General features: G+C 71.4%; 24 protein-coding genes. 20 read left to right on the top strand and 4 right to left on the bottom strand.

Annotated elements, in window-relative coordinates; translation table 11 throughout:
- The 17 genes from ACFW2Y_RS14425 to ACFW2Y_RS14345 all read left to right on the top strand — a co-directional run bounded on the left by ACFW2Y_RS14425 (position 1) and on the right by ACFW2Y_RS14345 (position 11112).
- Entirely contained in the window at positions 1 to 336 is a 336-nt protein-coding gene (locus tag ACFW2Y_RS14425; protein ID WP_384877833.1) for a helix-turn-helix domain-containing protein, read from the top strand.
- The gene (locus ACFW2Y_RS14420; protein ID WP_384877830.1) at positions 333 to 1118 is read left to right on the top strand and encodes a helix-turn-helix domain-containing protein; all 786 of its coding nucleotides are present in this window, start codon (positions 333 to 335) and stop codon (positions 1116 to 1118) included. The genes ACFW2Y_RS14425 and ACFW2Y_RS14420 overlap by 4 nt, the downstream gene beginning before the upstream one ends.
- A 78-nt stretch (positions 1119 to 1196) precedes the next feature.
- On the top strand, positions 1197 to 1466 hold the full coding sequence (locus ACFW2Y_RS14415) for a hypothetical protein (protein ID WP_384877827.1): 270 nt from the start codon (positions 1197 to 1199) through the stop codon (positions 1464 to 1466).
- 98 nt (positions 1467 to 1564) lie between these two features.
- Positions 1565 to 1879: a hypothetical protein gene (locus tag ACFW2Y_RS14410; RefSeq protein ID WP_384877824.1), complete on the top strand. Its 315-nt coding sequence runs from the start codon at positions 1565 to 1567 to the stop codon at positions 1877 to 1879.
- 59 nt (positions 1880 to 1938) lie between these two features.
- The gene (locus ACFW2Y_RS14405; protein ID WP_384877821.1) at positions 1939 to 2634 is read left to right on the top strand and encodes a hypothetical protein; all 696 of its coding nucleotides are present in this window, start codon (positions 1939 to 1941) and stop codon (positions 2632 to 2634) included.
- Positions 2635 to 2725: 91 nt separating this feature from the next.
- Positions 2726 to 3409 (top strand): PP2C family protein-serine/threonine phosphatase, encoded by a 684-nt coding sequence (locus ACFW2Y_RS14400; RefSeq protein WP_384877817.1) that lies wholly within the window; start codon positions 2726 to 2728, stop codon positions 3407 to 3409.
- 34 nt (positions 3410 to 3443) lie between these two features.
- Positions 3444 to 4193 carry a hypothetical protein gene (locus ACFW2Y_RS14395; RefSeq protein ID WP_384877814.1) on the top strand — a complete coding sequence of 250 codons (750 nt, stop codon included), beginning with the start codon at positions 3444 to 3446 and terminating at the stop codon, positions 4191 to 4193.
- A gap of 26 nt (positions 4194 to 4219) precedes the next feature.
- Positions 4220 to 4945, top strand: a complete 726-nt coding sequence (locus ACFW2Y_RS14390) for a hypothetical protein (protein ID WP_384877811.1) — start codon at positions 4220 to 4222, stop codon at positions 4943 to 4945.
- A gap of 5 nt (positions 4946 to 4950) precedes the next feature.
- The gene (locus tag ACFW2Y_RS14385; protein ID WP_384877808.1) at positions 4951 to 5493 is read left to right on the top strand and encodes a hypothetical protein; all 543 of its coding nucleotides are present in this window, start codon (positions 4951 to 4953) and stop codon (positions 5491 to 5493) included.
- An 83-nt stretch (positions 5494 to 5576) separates the two neighbouring features.
- Positions 5577 to 6020, top strand: a complete 444-nt coding sequence (locus ACFW2Y_RS14380; RefSeq protein WP_384877805.1) for a hypothetical protein — start codon at positions 5577 to 5579, stop codon at positions 6018 to 6020.
- 64 nt (positions 6021 to 6084) lie between these two features.
- Positions 6085 to 6738 carry a hypothetical protein gene (locus tag ACFW2Y_RS14375; RefSeq protein WP_384877802.1) on the top strand — a complete coding sequence of 218 codons (654 nt, stop codon included), beginning with the start codon at positions 6085 to 6087 and terminating at the stop codon, positions 6736 to 6738.
- Positions 6735 to 7730: an N-6 DNA methylase gene (locus tag ACFW2Y_RS14370; RefSeq protein WP_384877798.1), complete on the top strand. Its 996-nt coding sequence runs from the start codon at positions 6735 to 6737 to the stop codon at positions 7728 to 7730. The genes ACFW2Y_RS14375 and ACFW2Y_RS14370 overlap by 4 nt, the downstream gene beginning before the upstream one ends.
- A complete protein-coding gene (locus tag ACFW2Y_RS14365; RefSeq protein ID WP_384877795.1) occupies positions 7727 to 8425 on the top strand; it encodes a hypothetical protein in 699 nt (232 codons plus the stop codon). Before ACFW2Y_RS14370 ends, ACFW2Y_RS14365 begins: the two co-directional genes overlap by 4 nt.
- A 72-nt stretch (positions 8426 to 8497) precedes the next feature.
- Entirely contained in the window at positions 8498 to 8998 is a 501-nt protein-coding gene (locus ACFW2Y_RS14360; RefSeq protein WP_384877792.1) for a hypothetical protein, read from the top strand.
- Positions 8985 to 9308 (top strand): hypothetical protein, encoded by a 324-nt coding sequence (locus tag ACFW2Y_RS14355; RefSeq protein ID WP_384877790.1) that lies wholly within the window; start codon positions 8985 to 8987, stop codon positions 9306 to 9308. The genes ACFW2Y_RS14360 and ACFW2Y_RS14355 overlap by 14 nt, the downstream gene beginning before the upstream one ends.
- Before the next feature lie 88 nt (positions 9309 to 9396).
- On the top strand, positions 9397 to 10224 hold the full coding sequence (locus ACFW2Y_RS14350) for a hypothetical protein (protein WP_384877787.1): 828 nt from the start codon (positions 9397 to 9399) through the stop codon (positions 10222 to 10224).
- Positions 10225 to 10314: 90 nt separating this feature from the next.
- On the top strand, positions 10315 to 11112 hold the full coding sequence (locus ACFW2Y_RS14345) for a hypothetical protein (RefSeq protein ID WP_384877784.1): 798 nt from the start codon (positions 10315 to 10317) through the stop codon (positions 11110 to 11112).
- Positions 11113 to 11876: 764 nt separating this feature from the next.
- Here ACFW2Y_RS14345 and ACFW2Y_RS14340 read toward each other — a convergent pair.
- From ACFW2Y_RS14340 to ACFW2Y_RS14330, 3 genes are all read right to left on the bottom strand, one after another.
- On the bottom strand, positions 11877 to 12371 hold the full coding sequence (locus tag ACFW2Y_RS14340) for a hypothetical protein (RefSeq protein WP_384877782.1): 495 nt from the start codon (positions 12369 to 12371) through the stop codon (positions 11877 to 11879).
- 73 nt (positions 12372 to 12444) lie between these two features.
- Positions 12445 to 14502, bottom strand: coding sequence for a phosphocholine-specific phospholipase C (locus ACFW2Y_RS14335; RefSeq protein WP_384877779.1), 2058 nt, complete (start codon positions 14500 to 14502; stop codon positions 12445 to 12447).
- A 258-nt stretch (positions 14503 to 14760) separates the two neighbouring features.
- A complete protein-coding gene (locus ACFW2Y_RS14330; RefSeq protein ID WP_384877776.1) occupies positions 14761 to 15177 on the bottom strand; it encodes an organic hydroperoxide resistance protein in 417 nt (138 codons plus the stop codon).
- 150 nt (positions 15178 to 15327) lie between these two features.
- Between ACFW2Y_RS14330 and ACFW2Y_RS14325 the strand changes: the two genes are divergently transcribed.
- The 3 genes from ACFW2Y_RS14325 (at position 15328) to ACFW2Y_RS14315 (ending at position 17654) form a co-directional block, all read left to right on the top strand.
- Positions 15328 to 15819 carry a MarR family winged helix-turn-helix transcriptional regulator gene (locus ACFW2Y_RS14325; protein WP_384877773.1) on the top strand — a complete coding sequence of 164 codons (492 nt, stop codon included), beginning with the start codon at positions 15328 to 15330 and terminating at the stop codon, positions 15817 to 15819.
- A gap of 135 nt (positions 15820 to 15954) precedes the next feature.
- Positions 15955 to 16407, top strand: a complete 453-nt coding sequence (locus tag ACFW2Y_RS14320) for a GNAT family N-acetyltransferase (RefSeq protein WP_384877770.1) — start codon at positions 15955 to 15957, stop codon at positions 16405 to 16407.
- The gene (locus ACFW2Y_RS14315) at positions 16404 to 17654 is read left to right on the top strand and encodes an MFS transporter (RefSeq protein ID WP_384877767.1); all 1251 of its coding nucleotides are present in this window, start codon (positions 16404 to 16406) and stop codon (positions 17652 to 17654) included. Before ACFW2Y_RS14320 ends, ACFW2Y_RS14315 begins: the two co-directional genes overlap by 4 nt.
- 67 nt (positions 17655 to 17721) lie before the next feature.
- On the opposite strand, the gene ACFW2Y_RS14310 is transcribed toward ACFW2Y_RS14315, so the two are convergent.
- Positions 17722 to 19167, bottom strand: coding sequence for an acyl-CoA synthetase (locus tag ACFW2Y_RS14310; RefSeq protein ID WP_384877763.1), 1446 nt, complete (start codon positions 19165 to 19167; stop codon positions 17722 to 17724).
- Positions 19168 to 19248: the final 81 nt, after the last annotated feature.

Genomic DNA, 19248 nt, shown 5'->3' with positions numbered 1-19248 from the left:
GTGCCCACCATCCACATCCACCCCCGGCTGCGCGCCGTGGCCTCCTCGTACCGCATCGGCGGCACCGCCCCCGCCCGCGAGGCCGCTGGCCGCGTCTACGTCAGCACCACGGCCACCGGCGTGCCCGGAGTCGACTTCCTCGCCGTCGAGCGGGTCGTGAACGATGACCTGCCGCTCCCTCTCCTCAACGAGGCCGAGCAGCACCTCGCCGCACGGCTGATGACCCGAAGCGGACTCGGGGCCGACGAGATCGCCGAGCGGCTTCGCATGGAGCCCCGCACCGTCACCCGCTGGCGAGCGGCCTGGAAGACGGGAGTGGAGGAGGGCGACAGGTGAGCATCGAGGCCATGGCATGGGCCTTCCGCCAGAACATCTCCAAGCCTGGCGCGAAGCTGGTGTTGCTCGCGCTCTGCGACTTCGCCGACGAGTCCTGGTCCTGCTTCCCGGGGCAGGAGACCCTGGCGGTGAAGACGAGCCAGGGGGAGCGGACTGTACGCCGGCACCTGGAGTGGCTTGAGCAGGAGGGGTACATCGTGTCCCACGCCCGGTTCTCGAACGGGCGGCGCACCAGCAACCGCTACACGATTCACGCCCCGCGTCCGCAGACGCCACCACGGTCGGCCACGGCGACCCCCAGCGGCGGCAGCCCCGCGCCACAGGGAACGGCGAAACGCCGGAGTACGGGTGGTGGCGGAAAGCGGACGAAGCAGGCGGCCAAATCGGCCGACGGTCAATCTGACCTGCGGCCAGATCAGGCAGGGGAACCGGCCAAAGTGGCCGGGGAACCGTCAGGTAACCACCAGATCAACAACCCCCTACCCCCGGCGGATGGCGACCGCCGCCACGGGGCCGGCGGCTGCACGGCGCACCCGGATTCCCCAGCGGCCAACTGCCGCTCCTGCGGCACGAGTCCGCGCGCCCGTCGCGCTGCCGCTGCAGCCAGCGACAAGCGCGAGAGGGAGCAGCGCGCACGCGATCGGGATCGCCAGTGGTTCGAGGAGCAGCGGGCGCAGCGCGCTCGCGCCGCTGAACTCGAGGAGCGGGGTGCCATGGACGGTCCGCGTTCGGCGGCGCGCGAGGCCGTGAGACGGAGCGGACCCCGGAAGCGATATAAATGACACTTGACGCAAAGTGATCAAGATTGATAAAATGTTATCAATGTCACCAATCAAAACCCACCTTGGAGGTCTCGGTCGATGTTCCGTGAACTCACCCCCGACGAGCGGCAGGTCCTCGCCGACCGGCTCGCCGTCCAGGGCGTCACGCCCCAGCAGTTCGCCAAGGCTCAAGAGCTGGCGCGCACCCTGAGTGGCGCTCTCGCTCGCGCCTGCGGTGATGTGACCGGGCGCAGTGTCACCCCGGTCGAGTTCATCGAAGAGGTCCTCGGCGTCGAGGGTGCGGGCCGGCTTGTCGTCTACGCCCTGCGCGAGGTCGCCGGCCGTCGGGACCTGTATCGGGACGTCTGATGGCGAGTGGGGCTCACTTGTCCCGCTGACATGTGTGGTGACAGACGTTTGCTAGTGGCGGTTCTCTCGAACCGCCCGACCAGAGTGCGAGGAAACCAGTGAGCAGCATCCCCCTGTCCGACATCGTCGCGATAGTCGTCGCCGCCCGCGTCCAGGGCCCGCCGGCCCTCCGCGCCTCCTGCGACGGCAGGCGCGTGCGTGTCCTGACCCTGCGCGGCCCCCGCCCCGGCGAGCTGTACGACTTCACGCTCGGCGACGGCCACCGCCGCTGGTGCCTGGAGTCCGTCAGCCACGACAGCGGCGTCGACGTGCACGACCGCACGCTCGGTCGGCGCCTGTCGGCCCGGCTCGACGTCCTGCACGGCATCGCGGCCGAACACTTCGCCGAACGGCGCCCGGTCGTCGCCCCGTAGCGCCCCACCCGCCACGGCCCTGGCGCCACCGGGGCCCGGCATCCACGAAGGAGAGAGAAGTGGACCAGCACACCCGTGAGCGCTTACTCCACGACGAGGCCGCCAAACACGGCATCGCCCCGGACGTGATCGACCGCGTGGTCGGCGTCATCGCCGCCGTCCAGCGCCGCGACCGCGACGACTTCCGGGCGAGCTTCGGCCGGGAGCTCACGCCGGACCGATGGCTCGCCGCCTACGGCGTCTCCGGCTTCAAGGAACTCTGCGGCCGCGCGGCCCGCCAGGCCGGACTCGGCGGCGACGACATCGACATCGACACGATCGTGCGCGTCGTCTCCGCCGTCGCCCCGACCCCCGAGCGGCACGACGACGACCGCCCCGTCCAGTTCTGGGCCCGCCCCCTCGCCGAACCCGAGGAGGCCGGGTTCCCCGCGTACCGCGTCAGCCACGAGGACCCGCGCGCCGAGAGCAGCGGCCCCGGCTTCGACTGGTCCGGAGCCCTGCTGCGCCGGGCCCTCGGCGAGGCCACCCGGCCCAGTCGCGGCGGCGCCGCGAGCCTGGAGGAGGCCACCGGAGTCGTCGTCTTCACCGACGGGCGTCGGCCGGGCGCGTACGTCGCGAGGCCCGCGCCCGGACACGTCCAGCCGACCTGTCTCCGCTGCGGCCAGTGGGAACGGGAGCACACCCTGCACGAACGCTTCGGCTCCTGCGGGCAGTTCACCGTCGCCCAGGCCGTCACCGTCCCCGCCGCCCCATAACACCGCACCCCGCCAGGGGCCGCGCCGGTGCGAGCGGCCGGCCCCGGGCGGATCGCTCCCCAACATCCCCATACGCAGAAGGAGTCTCACCATGCCCCGAACGCTCTGGCGCGTGGGCGGCGCGCAACGACAAGGGCGCCGTGAAGTGCAGGCGGACGCGTTCTCCGTCGGCGGCGACCGGGCGACCGGCCGCCTCGCCGTCGCCGTCACCGACGGGATCGGCGATACCGGCGCGGCGTCCGAGGTCGCCGAGCTCACCGCCGACACGGCCGCGACCACCGCGCTCGCGTCCATGCCCGAGTTCGGCTGCCTCGCCGCCCGCAGCAAGCTCGTCGCCAGCGGCATCCGCGCGGACGCGTCCATCGTGACCACGCTCTTCGACCCCGCCCACAGCCGTATCCGGTTCGCCTGGGCCGGCTTGTGCCGCGCCTACGCCCTCACCACCGACGGCGAACTCCAGCGCGTCACATACGACCACTCGCTCGGCGAGCACATCCGCCGCCACACCAGGCAGCGCGCCCCGCTGCCGCTCTACGACCGCAGGGTCACGCGGACCGTCGCACGCCACGAGTTCGTGACTACCTCCCTGCCCGTGCACGGCACCACCGCTGTCCTGCTCTGCACCGACGGCATCAGCCGGATCGCCAAGCACCGGACCCTCGTCGCCGCGCTCCAGTGCGACGACCCGTACGAGGGCGCCGAACTCCTCGCCGCCGCCAGCACCGAAGGCCCGGACAACGCGACCGCCATCGTCCTGCGCCGTCGCACCCGCTGACGCACCCGATCCACCCCACCCGTAAGGAGCGATCATGACCGACCAGCAACGCCGCCCCACCGAGCTCCCGCTCAACGAACTCGCCACCACCTACGTCGAGGCGGGTCAGACCCTCTTCCTCGCGATCCACGACGACATCGCCGCCCGCGTACGCCTGGCCCACCCCGAGGCCGCGTACCTGGAGATCGGCCTCGACGCCGACGGCGACGTCGAGCTGCACGGTGTCTGGGGCGACCAGGAGTCCGCGATCGGCACCTGCCGGCTCCTGTACGACCCGTACGAGGACACGGAGCAGGCGTGGCGGGACGGACCGCTCGACATCGACGAGCTCGTCAGCGACCTCGACCGCGCGATGACCGGCTCGTTCCTCCAGCACTGGGGCGTCGTCGAGCCGCACCCCGTCCCCGAGTACCGCGACCGGCGACGCTGGCTCGTCCTCCCGCCCGCCGACCGCGCGGGCACCATCGCCACGACCGTCCGCGGCCACGTCCCCGCCGCCGAGTCGCTGATCTGCCGCTTCGAGTCGCGCGACGGGCGCATCGGCGTCGGCTTCGAGCAGCTCGTGCTCAGCGACGGCGAGACGCTCCGCATCCCGTGCCCCCGCTGCGAGCCGGACAACGAGGACAACCCGTGGCCGCACGAGGTCTCCCACGAACTCGCCCGCCACCTCGGCCAGCTCTACGCCCTGCCGCACCTGCGCAGCCGCCACCTCACCCCGTGCGTGGACCTCGCCTCCGAGCACGAGGGCCAGCTGTGGCAGCTCGTCTTCCCGTACGCGTCCTGACCGCAGAGGAATTTCAAGGAATCTCCATGACCGACACGACCGAAAACGAAGAGCCCCGAACCACCGACGCCCGGCGCCACCTCGACCACGCGGTCCGTGCGATGGACCACGTCCAGGCCCGGTACGAGGTCGCGATGCTTGACTACATCGCGGCGCGCGTCGTCGAGGCGTACCCCCAGACCACGCACCTCAGCTTCGTCCACGCCACTCCCGACGGTCTGATCGAGCTGGATGGCCTGTGGGTCACCCACGACGGCGGCACCGAGGAGCTGTTCCTGGACGTACGCGGAGGCGGCGCCACCATCGCCGGGCTCGACCCGGGCGAGATCGGCGACGACCTCACGTACGCCCTCGACCGACTCGACTCGGTCGCCTCGAGCGCCGTACGACCCCAGACACTGCCCGGCAAACGCTGGGTCCTCGACATCCCGCCCGCCGACCGCGCCGCGCGCATCGCCGACCTCGTCCGCGCGCACCACCCCGACGCGGGCCTGCTCACCGTCGACCTCTCGCCCATCCGACCCCGCGTCGCCGGCGTGACCGCGGTCGGCCCCACGGGGATCGGTCCCACAGTCCATGTCGAGCCCGACCAGCCGCTGTGGCCAGAGGAGACGGGGCGGATCATCCAGGGGCTCATCTGGCAGATCCACTGCCTGCCGCACCTGCGGGCGCGGTACCTGACGCGGTTCGGTGGCCCCTCGGAGGAGAGCGCGTACCTGCTGCTCCCGAAGACCGGCACCGGCGAGGAGTGAGTGTCATGCCCCTGACCATCGCTGGCGTGCCCGCGCCCGCCGTCCCCGCCGTACACGCCCAGACGATCGCCGCGAACGTGCTCCAGACCTGGCCCATGGTCATCGGCCTGACCATCGAGTACGTCGCCCACCACGACCAGGGTCCGCACGGCGCCGTCACCTTCGCCGTCGTACGCGCCCGCGAACCGTGGCCGAGCCCGGCCCTGATCCGCTGTGACGGCTACGGCCACATCGCCCGCGGCTGCGAGCACCCCCGCCCCGACGGCCAGCCCTGCTGGCACCCGTCGGCCCCGCATCTCTCCCTCCGAGACCGGGGCCGGTGCCCGCTGCACCTCCCGCCACTTGCCGTCCACGACTGGGTCCGACACCCCGAGCAGCCGCTGTACGGACGCGTCACCCGCGTCGAGCCCGACGGCACCGTCGCCGTCGACTTCGTGAGCGGCGAACTCACCCTCCACGCCACCCAGGCGACCCGCGTTCCCCCGCACATCGCCGACGAGCTCGACCGAGGCCCGCTCAACGGCCCCGTGTGCCTGGCCGAGGAGTAGCCACACCCCTCCGGCGCCGTGTGCGAGACGGCCACCGGAGACGACCACGAAACGCCCATCCACAAGCGAAAGAGACCTTCAGCATGAGCGGAAACGCCACGACCACCCTCGGCCTCGGGGGAGGCAGAGCGAAGCCTCTCCACTACCTCAGCGCCGTCCAACTCCTTCGCCGCGCCGATGAGGAGAAGGCCCGCGCCCTGTACGCCGACGTCATCGAAGCCCTCGAACAGCACTGCTCTGACGTCGGCATCGACTGGCCCGGCAACGAGCTGACCGTGACCGTCCCCCTCACCGACGACGGCGAGCAGTACGTCTCGATCGCCGGTCGCTACTCGCTCCCGTGGCACGACGACCGCGGCGAGCTCGGCGGCTGGAAGGCCGTGCACATCGACAACGCCTACGGCACCAGCCGGGTCGTCTACGACACCACGACGCCCGAGGGCGAGCCGCCCGGCGACATGTCCCTCGAACCCCTCGTCGAGGAGGTCGGGACGTACGTCGACGGCTGGCGCGCCGAGCACGGATAGCCGCAGCCACCCGCACCACACCAGGGGGCCGAGCACACGACATCGGCCGGCCCCTGACCCACTCATGCCTGAAACCGTCAGAAAGGGCACCCTCGTGCTCACCTTCACCGTCGGCAGCGGACCGGCCCTCGAGGTCGCCGAGTACGCCGACTTCGACACCGGCCACGCGGTCTACCGCGTCACCGACATCGGCACCTTCACCCTCGGCTGGGACCCCGACCACCATCCCGACGCCGACCAGGACCCCACCGAAGAGCTCCTCCATGTCGCGTACGGCGCCGGATCGATCGGCTTCCGGATGGACGAGGCCCCCATCGTCCTCGGCCTCACGCTCGCCGGCGCTGAAACGTTCACCCGCACCGTCCTCGACGCCCGCGCACTACGACTGCGCCCGTACCGCCTCGTCATCAGCGCCCCCGTGCGCGTACCGAACGGCGTGGCTCGCCGGACCACCGCCATCGTGTCGGCCCTCGCCCGCCACTGGCTCGCCCAACCCTGGACCCCGGACCTGCGCCGCGCCCACGAACACCTCTGCGCGCCACAGGCCCTGCACCGGTACGGCGAACTCATCGCCCAGCACGAGGAGCGCATGCGGGGCCTTGAAGCCGACCGCGCCTTCTACGTCGAGCGCGCCGACCGAGCCACGACCATCCTCCAGGCCGGCCCCGTTCCCGCACCCGTTGGCGCGCCCTCGCACCCGTTCGCGGCGGGGCGGTGAGCGACGTGGTCCAGTTCGATCTGTTCGGCGAGGTGGAGCAGAAGCTCCAAGAGCGCACCAGGCAGCGCGCGCAGGAAGCTACTCGGCCGCGCCCGACTACCGCCGCCCAACGCCGCAAGCGCAAGACCTTCCCGGGCGACCCACACCGCCACGCCGTCGAAGTCGCCGAGAACGTCATCGCCGCCTGGTTCAGCCACTACGGCGGCAACCGCATGGACGTCCCCATCGGCACCATCGCCGCGCTGTCCTTCTTCCGGGAACCGCTCGTCGCCGACTGGCTCCTCACCCTCGAACTCGCCCAACTCCCACAGCTCCTCCGGGAGATCTGGGGCACCCAGTGGCTGAGCCGCCCCGACCTCATCGAGGTCGCGCGCCCGCTCCACGACTGGGTTGAGGAGGACCCTGACGAACACCAGCTCCGTGCCGTCCAGGCCGTCATCCACACGGCGATCTACAACGGGCTGTTCGACCTCACCGCCGACGACGACCCGTACGAGCGGTCGGAGGCTGACGTCCTCAGCCCGCTCCTGACGGGCCTGCGCCACAAGAGCGACAAGAAGTGGCGCGGCGAGTACCACACCCCAGCGTCCGTCTCCGACCTCATGGCCGAGATCCTCATCCGCGACACCACCCACGGACTCACCATCCGCGAACCGGCTCTCGGCAGCGGCGGCATGTTCCGCTCCGTCGCCCAGGCCCTGCGCGACCGCGGCCTCAACCCGCACGACTACACCTGGCTCGGCAACGATATCGACCGCCTCGCCACCGCCTGCGCCGCCGTCAACGCGATCGTCTGGGACCTCGGCCCCAAGACGGCGATCTGGTGCGCGAACTCCCTCGCCACCGAGGACGCCGGCCTCTCCGAGGCCCTCGCCCAACGCACCGCCGTCATCCAGCACCGCAACGCGGTCGTGGAACAGGCCCTGTTCGAGCGCAAGGCCCGCCGACTCCTCGGCGCCCTCGACCAGCTCCTCGAAGGAGCCGCGGCATGAACGCCGCACTCACCGCACACCATCAGGAAGGACGACATCACGTGAGCTCGACGAAGCCGACCAACCCCAAGGACACGGAGCCGCCGAAGAAGCGGCGCCTCCCTCCCACGGACTTCCCCGAGTTCGCCGCCGCGACCGCCGGCGGACTCGGCGACGACTGGGCCGTCGACACCGACAGCAAGCCCGACCCGGGTCCGTCCGCGTACCTCGCGCACCCCGACGGCCGCCGCATCGGCATCAGGTACCTCTGGCGGGGCGAGGCCGTCCAGACCTGGGCGCTGGATGTGCCGCGCCGCGAGTTCGAGGAGGGCGACAGGGACGCAGAGTCGTACGCCGACTCCCTCACGTTCCTCACCCCCGGCATCCGCTACAACGTCGGCGTCTGCTTCACCGACAAGCCGCCCGCCGAGACCACGGCGCAGGACATCCGCACCCGGCTCCTGTCGGCCTTCGGCGGCAAGCGCCCGGCCTTGCGCGCCTTTCCCAAGAAGCCCGACCGCGCGGCGGCCACCGAGGCGACGCCGAGCGAAGCGGCTGCCGAGACCCCGCCGAAGCGGACCGCGAGCCGGACGGCCAAGAAGGCCCAGCCGTCCACGACAGCCCCCGAGCCGAAGAAGCGGGAGCCCGCACGCCGGACCCGCCGCGTCAAGACGACGCAGGCGCAGAAGACGGCCGAAGCCGCCCCCAGTAACTGATCAACCTCGGGGCGCGGGGCGATCAACGGACCGCCCCGCGCCTCTGACCTGTTGGAAAGCTCAAGATCTGTCATGACACAACTCGACCTCTTCGGAGAGAGGCAGGCCGCCATGGACCGCCGCTCCGCCCGCGAGACCGAACGCGACGCCCGAGCCGCCCGCCACGCCGCCTATCGCGAGTCCTTGAAGATCGACTGCTGTACGGGCGAGCCCATCCCGCCCGACGAACACGGCCACCCTCGGTACCGCTGCGGCCGCTGCGGTGCCCTCGTCTTCGCTGGCACCTTCGCCTTCAACCACGACCGCGGCTGGGCCGGCTGCTACGCCGACACCGAACCCACCCGCGCCACCGGCGAGGCCATCCACGACATCGGCCTCTCCGCCCACCGCCACGACAACCAGCACCACCCCCACTGCGCCCGCCCCGGCTGCGGCCACGCCCGCGGCGTCCACCAGACCACTCCGCGCACCGCCCCTGAGGACTCCGGGTGCTACGAGTACTGCGGCTGCCGGGGCTACGTCGCGCCCACCGCGTCCGACACTGGCGAGGAGGCCGACGGTGCTCACCGCTGAACAGCTCGCCGCCATCGCCGCCCTGCGCGACAATGCCCTCCCCGGCCCCTGGGGCGTCATCAGGATCGACATTGAGGACGGCGTGACCAGCTTGCTCATCGTCGACAGCAACGATGACCGTGTCGCCTCCGTGGACGTCGCCCACGAGGGAGACGCCGAAGCGCTGGCCGGCGCCGAGGCGGACGCCCAGTTCATCGCCGAGGCCCGCACCTGCGTCGACCTCCTCCTGGACGAGGTAGCCGATCTCCGTGCGCAGCTCGCCCGCGCGCGGCGCCGCAAATGGAAAGACCGGCTGCTTCGCCGGCGCTGAGCGGCGACTGACCTACCCACCTGCGAGGGCGGCGAGGACTCCCTGTCCTGGCCGCCCTTCCGCTTATCCCAGGTGCCATGATGCGGTCGTGATACCAGACTCGCCGCGCGACCGGTTCCAGGACGTCATCGCCCTGTGGGGCATAGGGGAGGCCAGCGCGACCGAGGTCGTGGACGCGGCATGCACGGCTCTCGTAGAGGGCTTGGACAGCCCAACACTTCAGATCCTCGCTGGTGTACCGGTGCGAGAGGCAGACTACGAGGTACGCGAACTTCTGCCGGCAGTCACCTCGGAGCTCGGTCTGCCCGAACCCGCGCCACAGAGCGACGCCAGCGACGACGCTGCGGCAGTCGCCGTCGTAGCTGACGCACTGCGGAAGCGAATGACGCCCAGAGATCTGGCCTGGCGCGTTCACACGGTCTTCAGCCACCGACTGCCGCTGGTGGCGCGGCTCGCCGAACTCGATGACGAGTACGACACCCTTGAGTACGGCGATCGCACCGCCCAGGAGATCGATCGTGACGTGTGCGTCGAGGCGTTCGGCATCGCCCTGACCCACCGCGTGCCGGGACGCCTCGCCGCCATCGAAGCGATTTGGGACGGCGACACGACGGGCTGGATGGTCCTCCTTCAGGCCATCTTGAAGAACCCACAGGGCGAAGTCACGCTCGATGTCTACCGGCACGGCACGGACATCCGCGTCTTCAACGGGCAGGTCCCGCCATGGCCCGAGGCTGAGGAAGCCTCCGCCATCGGCAGCGCCCTCGCTGAACGCTGCGGCGTTCCCTTCCACTTCGCCAGCCCGGACGAGCCCGACGACGATGCGCCCCGCTGGTGGGACGCATGGCGGTGTACGGCTCCATTCTCATCACCCCCTGTCACCACTGGGAATGCCCCCATCACCGGAAGCAATTGACCGAAAGTCGATCCACTTCGGGGGAGACCGAAGCACGCTCAGCGGTTGGTGCCCGAAGGAATGTCGGACCTCGGTGGAACACTTCGGCCCATGTCTCTCGCTGATCTCAGTCTCGACCAGTGGCGGTCCCTCGACCTGCCCTCCGCACGTCGCATCGCCCAGGAGGCCGCTGACCTGGTGGAGGGTCACGTGACCTCCGTCGAGACCATCGAGCACCTTGGGGCTCCGCTGCACCGCGTCCGAATCGAGCGGGAGGGTCAGGAGTTCGCTCTGATTCCCGGCGGCACTGTGACGGTCGGATTCGACCTCGACACGTGGCAGCCGACTCCCGAGCAGACCGCTGACTTCGCAAGAAGCTTGGAGCAGGGTTTCGGCTACGGCCCCGATCTGCGCGCTCACCTCGCGCAGATACTCAGCCCGCGCCGGAATGTCACCCTGGCTACCGTGCTCATGGCCGTGGAGGCTGAGAACCTGACCGAGCCGCCTGCGGACATGCCGGCCGTCCTCACGGCGCGCGGCCTGCGTATGCCGAGCTCTGATGAGTGGGAGCACGCCTGCGGCGCCGCCGCCGGCACCCTGTTCCGCTGGGGCGACGAATGCCCCCTCGACCGCATTCCCTACGGGGATCGCACCGGACCGCAGAACCAGCTCAACGCCTTCGGCCTGCGCATCGCTCACGACACGTACGACGCGGAGCTGACGAGCGACGTCACCGCGGTGCACGGCGGTGACGGCGGCGAGTCGGTGTGCGGTGGGTACGGCAGCGTGCTGGCCTGGCTTCCCCTGGCTACCGCCAACCGCAACCCCGCCATGGCTGAGCTCGTGTACAGCCCGGACGGTGAAGATCTCTACGAGGACTTCTCCATCCGGCCGGTGATCACCTTCTGAACCCGCGGCAGGGTGTCGCGGGTCAGTGCCCGCAGGGCCGCTCTCCGTATTCCTGGGAAGCGGACTCCGATGCTCGCCACTTTCGCGCTCAAGCCCGTGACGTGTGCATCCGCCTCGACCAGAATCGACGTTGCTCCGCCCAGCCGCGCTCAGGGCGGGAGCCCGAGGAAGCGGCGAGGAAACCGGGCCGATTCGGGCGTCCCGAGGAAGCTCTGGGGAAGGACTGTCTGTAACCGTCCGGCATGGTCCACGCATGGAGTGACACAACCTGACACGAGAAACAGCACAGGTCGAACGCCATTCGCCACCCGCCGGCCCCGCGACCCGCTCCACCACTGGTCACCCAGCGTGCGCGCCCCGCGATCTTGATCGGGCTCATAATCCGTCGGCCGTGGGTTCGAGTCCCACCCGCCCCACCACGGTGCCGTGGAGGCAGGAAGGTTTTGTCTTCCCTCGATCGCCTCCACGGTGCAGCCGGTGGGACCTACGGCAGGGGAACGACACGCCGAGGTCACCCGAGCGCATCACATCGGGCGCACGGCTGCCGTTCCCTCCGTCGATCCCCTGCCTGGACCGCTCCTTCGTGCCGAGGGCGAGGAGTCGTCGTCCGGTGCGGGCGAAGACTCCGGCGGGGGTTCTGCCGTCGTGCAGTTCGAGGCCGGGCTGGCCTTTGGGGCGGTCGATGACGGCGGAGGAGCAGGGCACACTTGCTCGCCGGGCCGACCCGGCGGCCCGGCGGTTCGGGGCTTTTCGGTGGTGCCGGGTCAGCCGGTCACCGCCGTGAGGTGGTAGGTCGTGTCCACCCAGAAGCCGCTCGTAGTCCTGGCCTTGATCTCCAGCACGTACTGGCCCGGGGTCAGGGGGCCCAAGCCCGTCCAGATGCCCCAGGCGAGGTGCATGCGCAGGCCCACGCGGAACGGCGGGGCGGTGAACTCGCGCAGGGGGAGGGGCACGCCGTTCAGATGGGCGTCGGCCCGTGCCACGCCGAGGGTCAGCGGTGTGCGGGAGTGCAGCTTGGTGTGCTGGACGTTGACGATCGGGAAGAAGACCGGGCGGTCGGAGGGGATCTCGCAGCGGCGGACGACCTGCCCGCCGTAGGTGCCGGCGAGGAACCACACGTCCTCGGCCTGCCGCCAGCCCGCGTGTTCGCCGGTCAGGTCGGCGACCGGGCTCGCGTCGTCGGGGGCGGACAGGGCCCACTGCCACCACCGTGCGGCCAGGCCGCCGCCCTCTGCCTCGGATATCTGCCAGGTGCTCACGGTGCTCCACCCTAGGGGGCTCCGTGCCGTCCGGTCCCGGCCGCCCCGGGGAGGGCCGGGACCGGACGGGGGCTCAGTAGGTCAGGATGCCCGGGTCCGTGATGCCAGGTGCGCCCGTTTCCACGTGGCCCGCGAGGCGGCGGAGGTAGTCGCCGTGCGAGGAGGTCGTGATCGTCACGTCGTACCAGCGGGCCGAGGCCGTCAGCTCGATCGTGTGGGTGACGGTGGCGCCCGGCGGGACGGTGATCGCCCGGGGGGCGGCCCCGTAGGCGTGGGTCAGGGTGAGTGCGGCGCTCGTGTTCGTCGCGTTGGTGAGGACGAGGTCCAGGTTTCCGGTGGCCGCGTCGTGGCGGGCCGTCACCTCGGGGACCGCGGTCCTGCCGGGGGAGCGGAAGTGGCGGAGGAAGCCGTTGGGGCCGTGGACCGTGAGGTCGGTGAGGCCCTTGGAGTACTTGGTGTTCCAGGTGTCGGCGATCGACGTGCCCGCCTCCGTCGTGTAGGTCCAGGGGACGTCCGTGCGGTTCGCCGAGGTCACGTAGAACTGGGCGCCCGCGTCGGGGCCGCCGCTGAAGGAGAGGCGGAAGGTGCCGGCCGAGGTGTCGGCGGCGCCGTCCACGTACGGGGCGTACGGCAGCGGCCTGGTGGGCTTGGCGCCGGGCTCCTGGCGCGGCATCGTGCCGACCTTGGGTGCGGTGGCCGGGAAGTCGGGGTGGCGGTTGCGGTCCGGCGGGTAGTACCCGTCGGTCGAGGGCAGCGCTGCCGGCTGGGTCTGGCTGCGGGTGAAGTCGAAGGCCGAGGTCAGGTCGCCGCAGACGGCCCGCCGCCAGGGGGAGATCTGGGGCTCGTGCACCCCGAAGCGGCTCTCCATGAAGCGGATGACCGAGGTGTGGTCGAAGGTCTCGGAGCAGGTGTAGCCGCCGGTGGACCACGGGGAGACGACGATCATCGGGACGCGGGGGCCGAGGCCGTACGGACCAGCGGTGTACCCGATGCTGCCGGGGAAGTGGTCGAGTGCGGTCGGGACGGTGGAGAGGCCCTGGGCCGCCGAACCGGGCACGTACGGCGGGACCACGTGGTCGAAGAAGCCGTCGTTCTCGTCGTAGGTGACGAACAGGGCGGTCCGCGCCCACACGTCCGGGTTCGAGGTCAGTGCGTCCAGGACCTGGGAGATGTACCAGGCGCCGTAGTTGGAGGGCCAGTTGGAGTGCTCCGTGAAGGCCTCCGGGGACGCGATCCAGGAGATCCTGGGCAGCCGGTCGGCCTGGACGTCGGCGCGCAGGATGTCGAAGAAGCCCTCGCCGGCCTTGGCGTTGGTGCCGGTGCGGGCCTTGTCGTACAGGGGGTTGCCGGGCTGGGCGTTGCGGTAGGCGTTGAAGTAGAGGAGCGAGTTGTCGCCGTAGTTGCCCCGGTAGGCGTCGTTGATCCATCCCCAGGAACCGGCGGCGTTCAGGCCGTCGCCGATGTCCTGGTAGATCTTCCAGGAGATCCCGGCCGACTCCAGGCGCTCCGGGTAGGTGGTCCAGCCGTAGCCCGCCTCGGCGTTGTTGAGGACGGGGCCGCCGCCGGTGCCGTCGTTGCCGGTGTGCCCGCTCCACAGGTAGTAGCGGTTGGGGTCGGTGGAGCCGATGAACGAGCAGTGGTACGCGTCGCAGATGGTGAAGGCGTCGGCGAGTGCGTAGTGGAAGGGGATGTCCTCGCGGGTGAGGTACGCCATCGTGGCCTTGGTCTTGGCCGGCACCCACTGGTCGTACTTGCCGCCGTTGAAGGCCCTGTGGCCGCCCGCCCAGTCGTGGTTGAGGCCCTGGAGGAACTCCATGCCGAGCTGGTCGCTCGACGGTCGGAAGGGGAGCGTGACCTTCTTGCCGTCGGCCTGGTTCCAGACTGACTTCCCGCTGGGCAGCGTCACGGGACGCGGGTCGCCGAAGCCCCGTACGCCCTTCATCGACCCGAAGTAGTGGTCGAAGGAACGATTTTCCTGCATCAGGACGACGATGTGCTCGACGTCCTGGATCGTCCCGGTGGAACCCTGCGCCGGTATCGCGGCGGCGCGGGCGATGCTCTCCGAGAGGAGGGTGAGCGCGGCGGCGCCGCCGGTCAGTTGAAGGAACCGGCGGCGATTGAGGTCGACCATGGGGGGATTTCTCCTCCGGTGTGAGTACGGGCGGTGGACGTGCGGGTGCCTGTGCCGTGCGGGTGCGGTCGCGCGGTGGCCGGCCGGACCGGCCGACGGGCGCCCCAAGGAGAGCGCCCGTGGACCACTGCTCGGCGGCCGTCCCATGACTGCCCGTCGTACGGCAGACGAATCCCCCGTGCCCGAACGTGAAAACTCACAACCGAACGCCCCTGGTGGGTCGATGACCCCCAGGGGCGGATGAGAACCAACAGAAAACTACTCCACGACGAGCTCGACCCGGATGTTGCCGCGGGTCGCCTTCGAGTACGGGCAGAACGCGTGGGTCTTCTCCAGCAGGGCGAGGCCCGCCTCGCCCTGGAGGTGGTCGGGGAACTCGGCGCGCATCACGACGGCCAGGCCGAAACCGCCGTCCGCGGGGTCCTTGCCGATGGAGACCTCGGCGGTGACGGAGGCTTCCGAGATGTCGATCTTCTCCTGGCGGGCGACCAGGCCCATGGCGCTGGTGAAGCAGGCCGCGTACCCGGCGGCGAAGAGCTGCTCCGGGTTGGTGCCCTGGCCGTTGCCGCCGAGGGCCTGCGGGTGGGCGAGGGGGAGGTCGATGTGGCCGTCGGAGCTGACGGCGCGGCCCTCGCGTCCGTTGGCGGTGGCGACAGCGGTGTAGATCGCGTCCATGGTCTTCCGTCCTCCTGGCTTCTGGGTCCCGGTCCCGAGGCGTCCCGGTGTGGCCGCGCCGGGGTCCGGTGCGGCTGCGTTCATTGATAGCGCACAATTTGATTGTGCACAACTTAATCGCGCATCAAGGGGCTCGCGTATCCTGGAGCCATGGAGACGCTCGACACGGTCCCGGACGAGGACTTCCTCCGGCTCGACCACCAGATCTGCTTCTCGCTCCACGCGGCGACCCGTGCCTTCAACGGCGTCTATCGCGAGGCCCTCAAGGAACTCGGGCTCACGTATCCCCAGTACCTCGTCATGCTCGTGCTCTGGGAGCACCGCGAACTGTCCGTGAAGGGCATCGGCGAGCGGCTCCGGCTCGACTCGGGAACCCTGTCGCCGCTGCTCAAGCGCCTTGAGGCGGCCGGATACGTCGAGCGGCACCGCAGTCCCGAGGACGAGCGGTCGGTCACCGTGCGCCTCACCGGCGACGGGGCCGCCCTGCGAGGGGCGGCGCTCGGGGTTCCGCGCCGGATCGCTGCGGCGACCGGCCTCGGCCTGGACGAGATCCGCGCACTGCGGGCGAGGCTCGACGCCCTCGCCGCCCGCCTCGACGGCGTCACGCCGGAGGACCTCGCCTCCTGCGCCACCCCCCGCTGACCCGCCGCGGCGCACCCGTCCCCGGGGGTGTCGCAAGGGGGGCGGACGTCCGGCGCGCCGCGCGGCCCCGGACGGGCGAATGCCCCTCAAGGGGGGGTAAGGACCACTAGCCAGGCCCGCCCCTATACTCGCTCCATGCCCGACATCACCATCCGACGCGCCACCGCCGTCGACTCGCAGCGGCTCACCCGGCTCGTCCGGAAATCCGGCGCCTATCGGGGGGACTACGCCGCCATGGTCGCCGGGTACCAGGTCGGCGGTCCGTACATCGAGCACCACCCCGTCTTCGTCGCCGCGGACGACGCCGACGACGGCCGTGTCCTCGGCTTCTACGCGCTCCTCGTCGACGAGGCCGAGCTCGACCTCGCCTTCGTCGCCGACGGCGCCCAGGGCCTCGGCATAGGACGGCTCCTCATGGAGCACATGACCGCACAGGCCAAGGCCGCCGGGCTCCGATCCGTCCGGGTCGTCGCCCACCCGCCCGCCGAGGAGTTCTACCTGCGGACCGGCGCCGTGCGCACCGGAACCGTGCCGGCCGCCGGGGGCATCCACTGGGAGCGCCCCGAGCTGCGGTACGACCTCGCGTGACCGCAGCCCAGGAGCAGGACCGTCGCAAGGTCCTGGCCGACCTCACCCCGCTGCGCACCTCCGCGCACTACCGCCGCCTCTGGTTCGGGAGCACCGTCTCCTGGGTCGGGCAGGGGATGACGGCGCTCGCCGTCTCCCTCCAGGTGTACGACATCACCCGCTCGTCCTTCTCGGTCGGCCTCGTCGGGCTCTTCTCCCTCGTCCCGCTGGTCGTCTTCGGCCTGTACGGCGGCGCCATCGCCGACACCGTCGACCGCCGCAAACTGGGCCTCGTCAGTGCGAGCGGCTCCGCCGTGCTGTCCGCGGCCCTGGCCGCCGCCGCGTTCGCCGGCTTCCACCACGTCTGGTTCCTGTACGGGACCGTCGCCCTCCAGGCCGTGTGCGCCGCACTCAACTCGCCCGCCCGCAGCTCGATGATCCCCCGGCTCCTCCCGCCCGAGCAGCTGCGCGCGGCCAACGCGCTCAACTCGATGGTCATGACCTTCGGCACGCTCGTCGGGCCCAGCCTCGGCGGTCTGATCGTCGGCCTCGCGGGTTACCAGACCGCCTATCTCGTGGACGCCGTCGCCTTCTCCGCGAGCCTCTACGCGATGTGGCGGCTGCCGGCCATGCTGCCCGAGCGGGCCGGGGGCAAGCGGGCCTCGGTCCTCGACGGACTGCGGTTCCTGGCCACCCGCCCCAACCTCCGCATGACGTTCTTCTCGGACTTCTGCGCGATGATCCTCGCCCACCCCCGCGCCCTGTTCCCGGCCCTCGCCGTCCTCTGGTACGGCGGAGACGCGAAGACCGCCGGACTCCTGGTCGCGGCACCCGCCTTCGGCGCGCTCCTCGGCGGCGTCCTGTCCGGCTGGCAGGGGCGCATCCGCCACCACGGGCAGGCGATCCTGCTCGCCGTCGCCGGCTGGGGCACCGCCATCACCGTCTTCGGGCTGACCCGGAACCTCTGGCTCGGGCTGCTGCTGCTGGCCCTCGCGGGCTACTGCGACACCGTCTCGATGATCTTCCGGAACACGATGATGCAGGTCGCCGCGCCGGACGAGATGCGCGGCCGGCTCCAGGGCGTCTTCATCGTGGTCGTCGCGGGCGGGCCCCGGCTCGGCGACTTCCTCGCGGGCTCCGTCGCGAACCTGACCTCTCCGGCGGTCGCCGTCGTCGGGGGCGGAGCAGCCTGTGTCCTCGCGGTCGGGTTGCTCGCCCTGTACGGCCGGGGGTTCCGCCGCTACGACGCACTCGATCCGACCCCGTGAACCGCGGTGCGACGGGTGCGGACCCCCGCCCCGGGCACCGCCGCTCCCGACGGCGCCCGCCGTGCACTCATCCCGTCGTCGGCAGCGCCTTCTTCATCACCTTGCCCATGTCGTTGCGGGGCAGCGCGTCGAGGTAGCGGACCACCCGGGGGCGCTTGTGCGGGGCGAGCAACCCCGCCACGTGGTCGACGAGCTCCGACTCGGCGGGCGGTTTCCGCCCCTCCAGCGGCACCACCCAGGCCACGATCCGCTCGCCCAGGTCCGGGTCCGCCTCTCCCGTGACGGCGGCCTCCCGCACCCCGGGGTGGTCGAGCAGCGCGTTCTCGATCTCTCCCGCGCCGATCTTGTAGCCGCCGCTCTTGATGAGGTCCGTCGCCTTCCGCCCCACCAGACGCACCCCGCCGTCCTCCTCGCGGACCGCCATGTCACCGGTGCGGAACCAGTCGCCGTCGAAGGCGGCGGCCGTCGCCTCCGGCCGGTTCAGGTATCCGGAGAAGAGGTTCGGCCCGCGCACCTGCACCTCGCCGACCGTCTCCCCGTCGCGCTCCGCCCGTACGGAACCGTCCTCGTCCACCAGTCGCAGCTCCACGCCCGCCAGCGGGACGCCGACGGTCCCCGGGCGCGGTTCCGCGCCCGGCAGGACGCTCGTGTTCATCAGGGTCTCGGTCATCCCGTACCGTTCCACCACCGTCCGGCCCGTCGCGGCCGTGATCCGCTCGTGGTCGTGCAAGGGCAGCGCGGCCGACCCCGAGACGAGGAGCCGGGCTCCCGCCAGGGCCCGCACCAGGGGCTCGTCCCCGGCGAGCGCGTCCGCGAGCCGGTGGTACATGGTCGGAACGCCGAACAGCAGGGTGCCGCCGTCCCCGAGCTCCCGCGCCACGCCCGCCGTCGAGAACGTGCCCAGGTGCCGCAGCTCGCCGCCCCGCCGCAGCGGGCCCAGGACGCCGAGCACCAGCCCGTGGACGTGGAACAGCGGGAGGGCGTGCACGAGGACGTCGTCCGCCGTCCAGGACCAGGCCTCGGCCAGGGCGTCGAGGGAAGCGGCGACGGCCCGGTGCGAGAGCAGGACGCCCTTCGGGGCGCCGGTGGTGCCCGAGGTGTAGACGACCAGGGCGGGGGTCTCCGGATCGACCGGTGCGGGCGGCGGGCAGGCGGCGGACCCGGTGAGCTCCACGGCGATCCGGGGCAGCCCCGCGAGCCCGGCGGGCAGTTCGTCCTCCGGGCCGGCGAGCACCGCGTCGGGCGTGCTGTCGCCGAGGACGTGCGCCAGTTCCCGCTCGCCGGTGCGCGGATTGAGCGGCACGGCGGGGACCCCGGCGAGCAGGGCGGCGACCACCGCCACCGCCGTACGGACGGTCGGCGTCGCCCACACGGCCACCCGGCCGGCGCCGCCGATGCGGTCCGCGAGGGCGCCGGCGGCACGGCCCAGCTCCGCGTAGGTCAGGACGTCCGGACCGAAGCGCAGCGCGGGCCGGTCGGACGGGTTCGTCAGGGCGGGGAAGAGCGCACTCACCGGGCGTACTCCTGGGGGCGTCGGGGGTGGACCTGCCGGGACGCATTCTGCCCCGCGTCCCGTCCGGGGAGCGTCGGGCCC

It is taken from the genome of Streptomyces sp. NPDC058877, assembly GCF_042742855.1.
Classification (GTDB): Bacteria; Actinomycetota; Actinomycetes; order Streptomycetales; family Streptomycetaceae; genus Streptomyces.
Note: the sequence above shows the minus strand (reverse complement) of the source record. Positions and strands in the feature narration are given on the sequence as shown.

Bases quoted from the DNA above. Each gene is read 5' to 3' on its own strand.
- ACFW2Y_RS14415 (WP_384877827.1), top strand. From the start codon at position 1,197: ATGTTCCGTGAACTCACCCCCGACGAGCGGCAGGTCCTCGCCGACCGG.
- ACFW2Y_RS14400 (WP_384877817.1), top strand. From the start codon at position 2,726: ATGCCCCGAACGCTCTGGCGCGTGGGCGGCGCGCAACGACAAGGGCGC.
- ACFW2Y_RS14395 (WP_384877814.1), top strand. From the start codon at position 3,444: ATGACCGACCAGCAACGCCGCCCCACCGAGCTCCCGCTCAACGAACTC.
- ACFW2Y_RS14390 (WP_384877811.1), top strand. From the start codon at position 4,220: ATGACCGACACGACCGAAAACGAAGAGCCCCGAACCACCGACGCCCGG.
- ACFW2Y_RS14385 (WP_384877808.1), top strand. From the start codon at position 4,951: ATGCCCCTGACCATCGCTGGCGTGCCCGCGCCCGCCGTCCCCGCCGTA.
- ACFW2Y_RS14380 (WP_384877805.1), top strand. From the start codon at position 5,577: ATGAGCGGAAACGCCACGACCACCCTCGGCCTCGGGGGAGGCAGAGCG.
- ACFW2Y_RS14375 (WP_384877802.1), top strand. From the start codon at position 6,085: ATGCCTGAAACCGTCAGAAAGGGCACCCTCGTGCTCACCTTCACCGTC.
- ACFW2Y_RS14365 (WP_384877795.1), top strand. From the start codon at position 7,727: ATGAACGCCGCACTCACCGCACACCATCAGGAAGGACGACATCACGTG.
- ACFW2Y_RS14360 (WP_384877792.1), top strand. From the start codon at position 8,498: ATGACACAACTCGACCTCTTCGGAGAGAGGCAGGCCGCCATGGACCGC.
- ACFW2Y_RS14345 (WP_384877784.1), top strand. From the start codon at position 10,315: ATGTCTCTCGCTGATCTCAGTCTCGACCAGTGGCGGTCCCTCGACCTG.
- ACFW2Y_RS14335 (WP_384877779.1), bottom strand. From the start codon at position 14,502: ATGGTCGACCTCAATCGCCGCCGGTTCCTTCAACTGACCGGCGGCGCC.
- ACFW2Y_RS14330 (WP_384877776.1), bottom strand. From the start codon at position 15,177: ATGGACGCGATCTACACCGCTGTCGCCACCGCCAACGGACGCGAGGGC.
- ACFW2Y_RS14325 (WP_384877773.1), top strand. From the start codon at position 15,328: ATGGAGACGCTCGACACGGTCCCGGACGAGGACTTCCTCCGGCTCGAC.
- ACFW2Y_RS14320 (WP_384877770.1), top strand. From the start codon at position 15,955: ATGCCCGACATCACCATCCGACGCGCCACCGCCGTCGACTCGCAGCGG.